Consider the following 7,795-nt stretch of genomic DNA (forward strand, 5'->3'; position numbering starts at 1 on the left):
GCCAAGGTCGCCGAGAATGAAGATACGGTAATGATGTATATAAAAGGGCAGCCTTACATCCAATTAGATGGTGGAGAGTGGACTAAGTATCCGACTAATTAGATCGAGTAGGGGAACGTATCCTAAACACTTTTAAGAAGTTAATGTGTTTAGGTCCTCAGTTTTATTAATTTATTTGGACCGTACGAGAAATTTTCAATATCAACAAGTGACAGAAAGTTTAACAATATTTAACCTAATTCGTTTAATTGACAAAATATTGTGATTTTCTATCAATTTAATTGTGTTTTGGAACTTTCTTGTGGCTTCATGGATACTTGGTTTAGCTTTAAAGTCCGCATCATACAAAATTAATAATGTTGTAGAAAATATTCAATTACAAACTTATTCAACAAGTTTCATTTATAACATAGAGCCTTTTTATCAAGTAATTGTAATGTTCAGTTTTACTTGTTGATTTTGCCTTTATATAACTCTTTAATGGAGAGACTTTACAAGGCTCATCACCGAATATAATGATAGGTACATGGCCATAAAACATAACCGTGTAAGTGTCATCAGTGAAAGAAACGTTAAGCTTAGGTGTAATTGGCAAAGGTCTTTTCACCTTGATAAATTCGCCTGGTTTTGATTTCACTAATTCAATTTCTTTTTCAACCCATGGCGCCCATTCAGATCTAGTTTTGCCTGAAGGTGGGTTATCTTTACTGCCGGCTAAATACGTTAGAAACTCTTCTTTGTTAATTGTTCTCATACTGTTTTTGTTACACCAAGTAAAACCAACTCGTTTAACTGGGCCATCAGCAACTTTGATCAGCCTGTATATTTGTAAGGTAATAGCGTTAGGGCAAATTGACTGTATTAGCTCTCGCTTTTGACTTTGATTGAGTTTGCTGCTGTTGATGAGCTCTTTTATTATCACTTTTTGTAAATTACATGCACCCACCAGCTGTGAAGCTGATTGATAATGAATTGGCGCCAATTGGATAAAGCCAGGTAGTCTAAAAGGGTATTTAGGTGAGTGGTTATAATCTGGCGTAAACCGGGCAAAAGAACCTGTGGCCATACTTAATGCAGTAAAGCCGGTATGCTTTTCAGGGGTTACTAATTCCCAACCACTAGTATCGGATATGTCACCAGCTGAAGCTGGTAACTTATAGCATTCAGCATGAACCACCTCACATTCATGAAGGAATTGGTTAAGTGCTTCAGTTGCACTAATTAATTGGTTAAATGCAAACTCAACATCATTATACAAAGACATAGGTAATTCACTTAAGCAGCAACTTTCTATACCATCATACCATGTTGTATATAAAGCATACACCTCAGCATCTGCGTTTTTGTCCTTTGTTTAATTTTTTTATTTATTTTTATCTTCTTAAAGTAGGGCACAATCCAGTAAGGGTTGTTCAATGGCACTAAGGGCGGGTGAGTATTGTTTATAACTTCTAGTATGATGGTATAGAATTAATGGAATTCAGAAACAAGGTATCCATATGAAAATAACAGTGGATATTTTATATCCTACAAAATGCTTGATAAACTGTTAGCGTTTGCAATCTCATATCAAAAAATTATGCGAAAAAAAATTCCTGCTCCAGTTATTGCTGTTTTATCAGATAATCTGCATGAGATAGAGTCACACGTTGGATTAGATAACCTATTTACGTATGCTGACGCACCAGGAGAACCGCCTGTAGGGTCTAAACAAGTAAAAATACAAGCTTGGTTACGACGAATTAATAAAGAATCTGATTTTCCACTTAAAATTCTAGGGAAAATCATTGAAGAATACATGGAGTTATCTGATGAATTAGCTCAAGATAACTATCAATGGGGAGTAAATATTACAGCGCAAAAGCAAGAGCTAAAGACTAAATTAATAAAAATCTTTGAGCGTTGTAATTTAACATACATCAATGGGGGGACAGTTTCAGACGGTAGTTCAGCTCCCAGCAAATCATTATTGGAGGTAATTAAAGGGCGTGATATCCCTTCAATAGAAGCTTAGTTTAACCGCGCATTAAATAATGTAAATTCAGCCCCACGAGACGCTGTTTCCGCTGCATGTAACATATTAGAGTCAATCTTTAAGGTATACATTGAAGATGAAAAATTACCGTTCCCCCAAAAGCAAGATCTCCAAGGTGTTTGGAAAGTAGTAAGAGATGATTTTGGTTTTGACACTAAACTAGTTCAAGATGATGATCTAAAGAGGATTATTTCTGGGATGTTGTCAATTGTGGGAGGTATTGGTGCATTTAGAACGCATGCTAGCTCAGCGCATGGGGAAGGACGCAAGGTTTATAATTTGAAACCACGCCACGCTAGGCTTGCTATTCACTCCGCGCATACTTTAGCATTATTTGTCCTCGAAACTTGGGATGAAAAAAGTCAAAAAAGCCTAAGAGTGTTTAAGCTTTGAATTAGCCATTTAATGCTTGCGTCCTAAATGGCCAAGATTTGAGCCGCTGGAGTAGAAATGTATTTGGCATGGGAAGATCTATCTCTTACTTCGTTTTTAGGCCGATTTCGAATGGGGCGCGAAGCCCACAAATGAGTAAATAGAATTCTTAATGGCTACACTGCGGCAAGGGCAGCTTGATACTATTAAATTTGGGTAGGGTATTATTAGAAATCGTTAAAGAAAGAGTTTTATCTGAACCAATAATTTTTATAAAGCCAGACTCTTTCTCTAATGTTTTTAGGCCAGTAAAAAATACCTCAGCAAACCAAAGAGCTTTGTCTTTATCCAATGTAAATCTTTTAGCTACATCTCCTCCAGCGCCACTATAACCAATTTCTACAACGTAATATTCTTTCATGTTTAACCTCTTATTTTAAATTAATTACTTTTTTACTATTGAACCACAAAGTTGGCCATCACGCTCAGAGTAAGAAAATTTAAAATTTTGAAACTCAGTAGATACCACTTTTATATTCCCAAGTTCAGTTGAGTAAGTGTCATTCAATAGTTTTTCCTCTCCACTTATAGTGTTTAAGGCCGCATACGTAGTAAGAAGATCCACTTTTATTTGCTTTTTGATTGCAGCTCTATCATATGATAATGGATAACATGCAGTATTATCCCCAGGGATAATTGCTGCAGCTTCGCTAGATAAGCACGCTAAGATTATTGATATTAGTGCTGTACTATTTTTCATTGTAAGTCTTCCACATCGAGCATTTAAATCTAAGCTATCACACTCTTAAAATCGCGCTATTTCCCAGAATTAAACAATTTAACAGGGCCGAAAAGCACAGCTCCTTGCTTTGAGTTCAATAGAGGCAATATCAAAGTAATGATTAAGGGTGTGTAAAGTTCGAGTGGCAAAGTCATGCCGTATCGAAAATATGAATTCAAGCTGCAACTTACAATAGATAATGAAATGCAAAGTGAAATGTAAAATAGTCCGCGTACTGGGCTTTGTTTCTTTTTAATGAGCAACATCTGAACCTCCAATTAACATCACTCAATGATAAATTTCAATGGAACATATTAAGTTTGTTTTTAATTAAAATTTCGCTTTTTTTAGACCAAACATATTGTCTTAAGTGGTATTGTAAAAAAACATAAGGATTTCACATGATTAATATCTTGTCCCCGGATATATTGAGAGCTTGTATGCTTGCTGAGAACACAAGTAGACATAATCTAAAGGTGGAAATGGAAGTGCTTACTCCGTCGTCCTTTAGATCTGTTAGGCGTATCTTTATTTACTTCATATTAGATGGGGAAAAGATTGGCACAAGCCTTGCTTTTTATAACTTGAATGAAGCTGATGACTTTTTAATGTCACTTCATGAACAATTTAAACAAATAAATGCACCGCTCAGGGTAGAAATTCCTTTGTGCGGCTAACGCAAGGAGTTCCATATGTATGCTATTTTCGCCACCTTTATGGCATTTTCTCAGCCTCAATCAACTGAAATTGAAATGGTGAACATTAAAGAATTACCAGCTGTTAACCTTGAACGTGGCGCTGGAATTCTTCCGCCTAAGAAAAAAGATGAAAGATAACAAATAGCCACATAAAAGCAATAATAAAGCACTATTGCTGGTGGACTCTCAGTACATTATTATTACAACCGATGTAGTAGTTAAAGATGGATGTTAATGTGGGAGTTTCACCTGTTGCCTTAATGGGCTTGTTATTCTGCTTCGTTTTTTGGGTTATTTCTTTAGCTGCATTCTTAAAGCGCGAATCGATCCGCTCCCTTGCAATAGCTCAGCGTGTCAGAAAATTGGTTCAAGAATCAATTCAATTGGAAGTTTACATGAAAGGCTTACCAGTTAATGATGAGCGAGCTGCGGTCTTTCAGAGAATTCAAGAAATTAAAGCTGAGCTTGCTGATATCGAGGGTTACCCTCAGAAAAATAGCTTTATCCCTGCATATACACCAAATATAGAGCCTGAAAATGTAGTTAGTTTAACTAGTTACAAACGCAGAGCTTAATATGGATTACATAAAAGCATTTATAGTCTACTACAATGAATTATTTACTGTAGGGGCTAGTGACTTCTTTTTAAAGTACCTGATGAGTTTTTCAGGTTTACTGTTCTTGGTTTTTTGCATAACTATCATTAAAGCCTAGTTCAAAAAAACATCATTCTCACACTTGTGTTTAGTAGCATTCGTTACATTGTCCTATTTATCAACCGACTACTTAATGACTATTGAATACTTAAGTGAAACTGGTGGTTTTATTGATGGTATAGTCAATATGTACTTGATGTTCTCGCTTTTTGATAGCATCACAGCGCTTCTCATTGCTTTATTGTTCCCATTCATACGAAAAGGGAGAAGGTACTCAGACGCTTCCATAACTACAATGTATGTCTTACTGGTAAATTCTGTCTTGCACCTAATTCTAATGTCTAATTATATTACTCAAAATTCCCTTAACCCATATTTAGGCTTTTTTTATTCCATTACTGTAAATATAAACGACTTGATATTACTTAGTGCATTTCTGGCCCCAACATTTATCACTAAAGTAAAAAGCCTTTTCTCGGAAAAATTGTTTTTACGCCAGTCGGATTAAAAATGGCCAGAGTCTTTCTGGCCATTTTCTTGCTAATTTGATTTATCTTAGGCTGATTTGGATGGTTTTGCTTTAATCGTTAAAGCATCTTCTAATGAAGTTTTAATCTTTTTAGTAATTGTTGGAACAAAAGTAGGGTCAATAATGCCGAAGTCCGCACTTTCCTCTAATGAACCAGCAACTATTTTATTAACAGTTTCAAGAAGCTCTTCTGGTCTAACATCTTCTAGGCTCGTGTTTTCATTTATGTTCAGAAGAAGGTAGTCCAGGCTTACATTTTTTTTAATCGCAGTAGTTAAAATAAAATCCCATGGCATAGAAGGGCGGCTCAACCACATTTTCATAGTGCTCGCATTATGCCCTAAAGCTCGACGTCCATTCTCATCTTCAATTTCATGTAGCTCATCAACACCCCACACCTGTTTGCATCGTTCTAAAACTTGCGAGACGTATTTTTTCTTTGAGTCATCATCTAGATTTTTAAAGTATGTATCAGCCATGTTTGGTTGTTCTTATAAGATCACTAACTTATATTCTAACAAAAAAAGATAAATTTAAAATGAACAAATAAAATTATGTTGATCCCTGTCACATTTTGTTAGGCAATAAACCTATATATTTCAGTGAATTGCACCCAATACAGACAACCAAGAACAAAATATTTGAGATTAAAACAAATTATTCAACACATCCTCAAATGCCTTTGAATCTTCATCTACTATATACATTGCAGTTGTAACTTCTTTTGAATGGCCAAGAAGTTTACTAATTCTGCTTATCTTTACGCCTTTTTCATCGAGCCAAGTCGCGTAAGATCGTCTTAGAGAATGGGGAGCAACAGTGTTATATTTTTTACAAAGCTCATAAATAGCACTGCCAGTTAAAGGGTTACTATTTTCAACATCAATATTTCCACTACGTGACACTTTGACAAATAACGGACCAGGCTTTATACCTCGAACGTTCAACCAATCTTCCAAAGCAATTTTTGTAATAGGGTGGATCGCAACATATCTTTCCTTATTACCTTTACCAATAATCTTCAAATACTGAGTATTTACTGTAACTCTATTTTCGCTACTAAGCTCTAAGACTAATGATGAAATTTCTATTGTGGCCAACTCACTTCTTCTTAACCCGGTACCAATTAAAATATGAAAAAGCGCCACATCTCGAAGCATTTTATTTCTATTAGTTGGGTTTGAGCTTGCTATTCTCTCCAAAAGCCCTTGGAAACTAGAACGAGAAATTACCTGATGTTTTTTAATTCTAGAGCCGGTTTCTCCTTTCACTTTTAGAATACCATCTAGCTGCAATCTAGAAATCTGTCCTAACAAATAGGCATGCTCACATACACCCTTTACAACGGATACATATAATGAAATCGTTTTTGGAGATAGCTCCTTGGCTTTTAGGTTATGGATTAGGCTATTCAAATCAGTTGAAGTAATTTCTGCCCAATTAATTTCATAAAAATCTGGGTAGCCGGCATGTTTTGCAATTGCTTGCAAACATCGAGTGACGGTCTCTTTGGATGTATCCGCCGCCAAAGAGTTAACATAATTAAATATCGGACATTTAGGGTTTACATAAATCTCATTTAATTTTTGTTTAATCTTGGTAGCCGGTAATTGAGGCTGTTTTAAATCGATAATCTTTTCCAATCTGCTGTTCATAATTTAAATTCATACGAAAACATAAGCACTGTACATTTATACACCCTTAATTAGCTTGTGTAAATGCCCATTTATGCAATTTATATATTATGTTAAATTAGCTGCAAAATAGAATCTGGAGAACCTTGGACTCTATAAATTAAAAAAATTCTTGGTAGAAGGGGATGTTTTTCTTCCGAAATTTAACAAGTAAAAGATAGAATTAAACACTGCATTTCTAATGGCTCGACAGAAAAGTGGCTCGGGCAATCCCATATTGATTTCCGCCACAATGCTCTGCCACTACAACGAATTCCACTTACCTCAAAATTTATTACTGTGGCGGCGTTAGAACACAAAGGGTTGTTGCACTTGACACTTTGTACTCCTTGACTATCGCTATTTCTAATTATCTTTTTCAATATTGCCAATGTAATTCATCTCAGGAATTTTAAATTCCATAGTACTTTCTTTTATATGTCAATTGATATCAGCTTACTCTGTAACCTTAATGTGTACGTTGAACACACGCAACTTTATAAATGCCACTCCAATCATTTGGTAAGTTGCAAGAGCCGTCAATACGATTTGAAACTCCCTTATATTGTCATCTGAAATACTAGCTAAAGATTTATTGACGAAAATTAACAAAAATTTTTGGCGCATAAAAGAAGTCCCTCAGATTACAACAGCTTGGTTTCTTCCATTATGTTTTGCAGTGTAAAGAGCCTCGTCGATACAATTAAGTATTTTAGGCCATGTGAGGCTATTTAAATTACCGTTTTTAACAGATGTTGCACCTGCGGAAATAGTAATATCCAAATCTCCAAGGGTAGTATTAACTGCTTGGTTTGAAATTGTTTTAATTATTCTGTCAACAATTGAAATTACATTATCTTTTTGCTTATTTTCTACCACTAAAATGAACTCTTCACCGCCCCAGCGAACCAAAACATCATTTTCTCTGGTTTGACTACCTAATAGATTTGCAACTGCAATAAGTACCTCATCTCCACGGCGGGATCGCACTTTGTAAAAAGGCTTTAACATCCGCCTCTTTTCTGATCTAATAACGCCCACATTGTCACTA

The 7,795-nt window shown here is 35.4% G+C and carries 11 protein-coding genes; 5 read left to right on the top strand and 6 right to left on the bottom strand.

Translation table 11 applies throughout. The annotated features are described in order from the left end of the window. Positions 1-388: 388 nt before the first annotated feature. On the bottom strand, positions 389-1,264 hold the full coding sequence (locus HUS62_RS21965) for a DNA replication terminus site-binding protein (protein ID WP_175081154.1): 876 nt from the start codon (positions 1,262-1,264) through the stop codon (positions 389-391). A gap of 270 nt (positions 1,265-1,534) precedes the next feature. Here HUS62_RS21965 and HUS62_RS23265 point away from each other — a divergent pair, with 270 nt between their 5' ends. Both HUS62_RS23265 and HUS62_RS23270 read left to right on the top strand, forming a co-directional pair. Beyond that, positions 1,535-2,014: a hypothetical protein gene (locus HUS62_RS23265; RefSeq protein WP_258536838.1), complete on the top strand. Its 480-nt coding sequence runs from the start codon at positions 1,535-1,537 to the stop codon at positions 2,012-2,014. 90 nt (positions 2,015-2,104) lie between these two features. After that, positions 2,105-2,428 (top strand): abortive infection family protein, encoded by a 324-nt coding sequence (locus HUS62_RS23270; RefSeq protein WP_282658508.1) that lies wholly within the window; start codon positions 2,105-2,107, stop codon positions 2,426-2,428. A 148-nt stretch (positions 2,429-2,576) separates the two neighbouring features. On the opposite strand, the gene HUS62_RS21975 is transcribed toward HUS62_RS23270, so the two are convergent. Both HUS62_RS21975 and HUS62_RS21980 read right to left on the bottom strand, forming a co-directional pair. Beyond that, positions 2,577-2,828: a hypothetical protein gene (locus HUS62_RS21975; RefSeq protein ID WP_175081155.1), complete on the bottom strand. Its 252-nt coding sequence runs from the start codon at positions 2,826-2,828 to the stop codon at positions 2,577-2,579. A 24-nt stretch (positions 2,829-2,852) separates the two neighbouring features. Beyond that, positions 2,853-3,167, bottom strand: coding sequence for a hypothetical protein (locus HUS62_RS21980; protein WP_175081156.1), 315 nt, complete (start codon positions 3,165-3,167; stop codon positions 2,853-2,855). A gap of 422 nt (positions 3,168-3,589) precedes the next feature. Here HUS62_RS21980 and HUS62_RS21985 point away from each other — a divergent pair, with 422 nt between their 5' ends. From HUS62_RS21985 to HUS62_RS21995, 3 genes are all read left to right on the top strand, one after another. Continuing rightward, positions 3,590-3,865, top strand: a complete 276-nt coding sequence (locus HUS62_RS21985) for a hypothetical protein (RefSeq protein ID WP_175081157.1) — start codon at positions 3,590-3,592, stop codon at positions 3,863-3,865. 15 nt (positions 3,866-3,880) lie between these two features. After that, the gene (locus HUS62_RS21990; protein ID WP_175081158.1) at positions 3,881-4,024 is read left to right on the top strand and encodes a hypothetical protein; all 144 of its coding nucleotides are present in this window, start codon (positions 3,881-3,883) and stop codon (positions 4,022-4,024) included. A gap of 86 nt (positions 4,025-4,110) precedes the next feature. Continuing rightward, entirely contained in the window at positions 4,111-4,461 is a 351-nt protein-coding gene (locus tag HUS62_RS21995; protein WP_138534047.1) for a hypothetical protein, read from the top strand. 636 nt (positions 4,462-5,097) lie between these two features. On the opposite strand, the gene HUS62_RS22000 is transcribed toward HUS62_RS21995, so the two are convergent. The 3 genes from HUS62_RS22000 to HUS62_RS22010 form a co-directional block, all read right to left on the bottom strand. Beyond that, positions 5,098-5,550 carry a hypothetical protein gene (locus tag HUS62_RS22000; RefSeq protein ID WP_118845692.1) on the bottom strand — a complete coding sequence of 151 codons (453 nt, stop codon included), beginning with the start codon at positions 5,548-5,550 and terminating at the stop codon, positions 5,098-5,100. A gap of 168 nt (positions 5,551-5,718) precedes the next feature. Next, on the bottom strand, positions 5,719-6,714 hold the full coding sequence (locus HUS62_RS22005; RefSeq protein WP_175081159.1) for a site-specific integrase: 996 nt from the start codon (positions 6,712-6,714) through the stop codon (positions 5,719-5,721). A gap of 669 nt (positions 6,715-7,383) precedes the next feature. Next, positions 7,384-7,795 (bottom strand): GGDEF domain-containing protein (locus HUS62_RS22010; protein WP_220095100.1); only part of this gene is annotated, 412 nt, incomplete at its 5' end.

It is taken from the genome of Pseudoalteromonas sp. 0303 (assembly GCF_013349995.1).
In the GTDB taxonomy this organism is placed as follows: Bacteria; Pseudomonadota; Gammaproteobacteria; order Enterobacterales; family Alteromonadaceae; genus Pseudoalteromonas.

Excerpts from the sequence above, each read along its gene's own strand:
- HUS62_RS22000 (WP_118845692.1), bottom strand. The coding sequence starts at position 5,550 with ATGGCTGATACATACTTTAAAAATCTAGATGATGACTCAAAGAAAAAA.
- HUS62_RS21980 (WP_175081156.1), bottom strand. The coding sequence starts at position 3,167 with ATGAAAAATAGTACAGCACTAATATCAATAATCTTAGCGTGCTTATCT.
- HUS62_RS21965 (WP_175081154.1), bottom strand. The coding sequence starts at position 1,264 with ATGTCTTTGTATAATGATGTTGAGTTTGCATTTAACCAATTAATTAGT.
- HUS62_RS21975 (WP_175081155.1), bottom strand. The coding sequence starts at position 2,828 with ATGAAAGAATATTACGTTGTAGAAATTGGTTATAGTGGCGCTGGAGGA.
- HUS62_RS21995 (WP_138534047.1), top strand. The coding sequence starts at position 4,111 with ATGGATGTTAATGTGGGAGTTTCACCTGTTGCCTTAATGGGCTTGTTA.
- HUS62_RS23265 (WP_258536838.1), top strand. The coding sequence starts at position 1,535 with ATGCTTGATAAACTGTTAGCGTTTGCAATCTCATATCAAAAAATTATG.
- HUS62_RS21985 (WP_175081157.1), top strand. The coding sequence starts at position 3,590 with ATGATTAATATCTTGTCCCCGGATATATTGAGAGCTTGTATGCTTGCT.
- HUS62_RS21990 (WP_175081158.1), top strand. The coding sequence starts at position 3,881 with ATGTATGCTATTTTCGCCACCTTTATGGCATTTTCTCAGCCTCAATCA.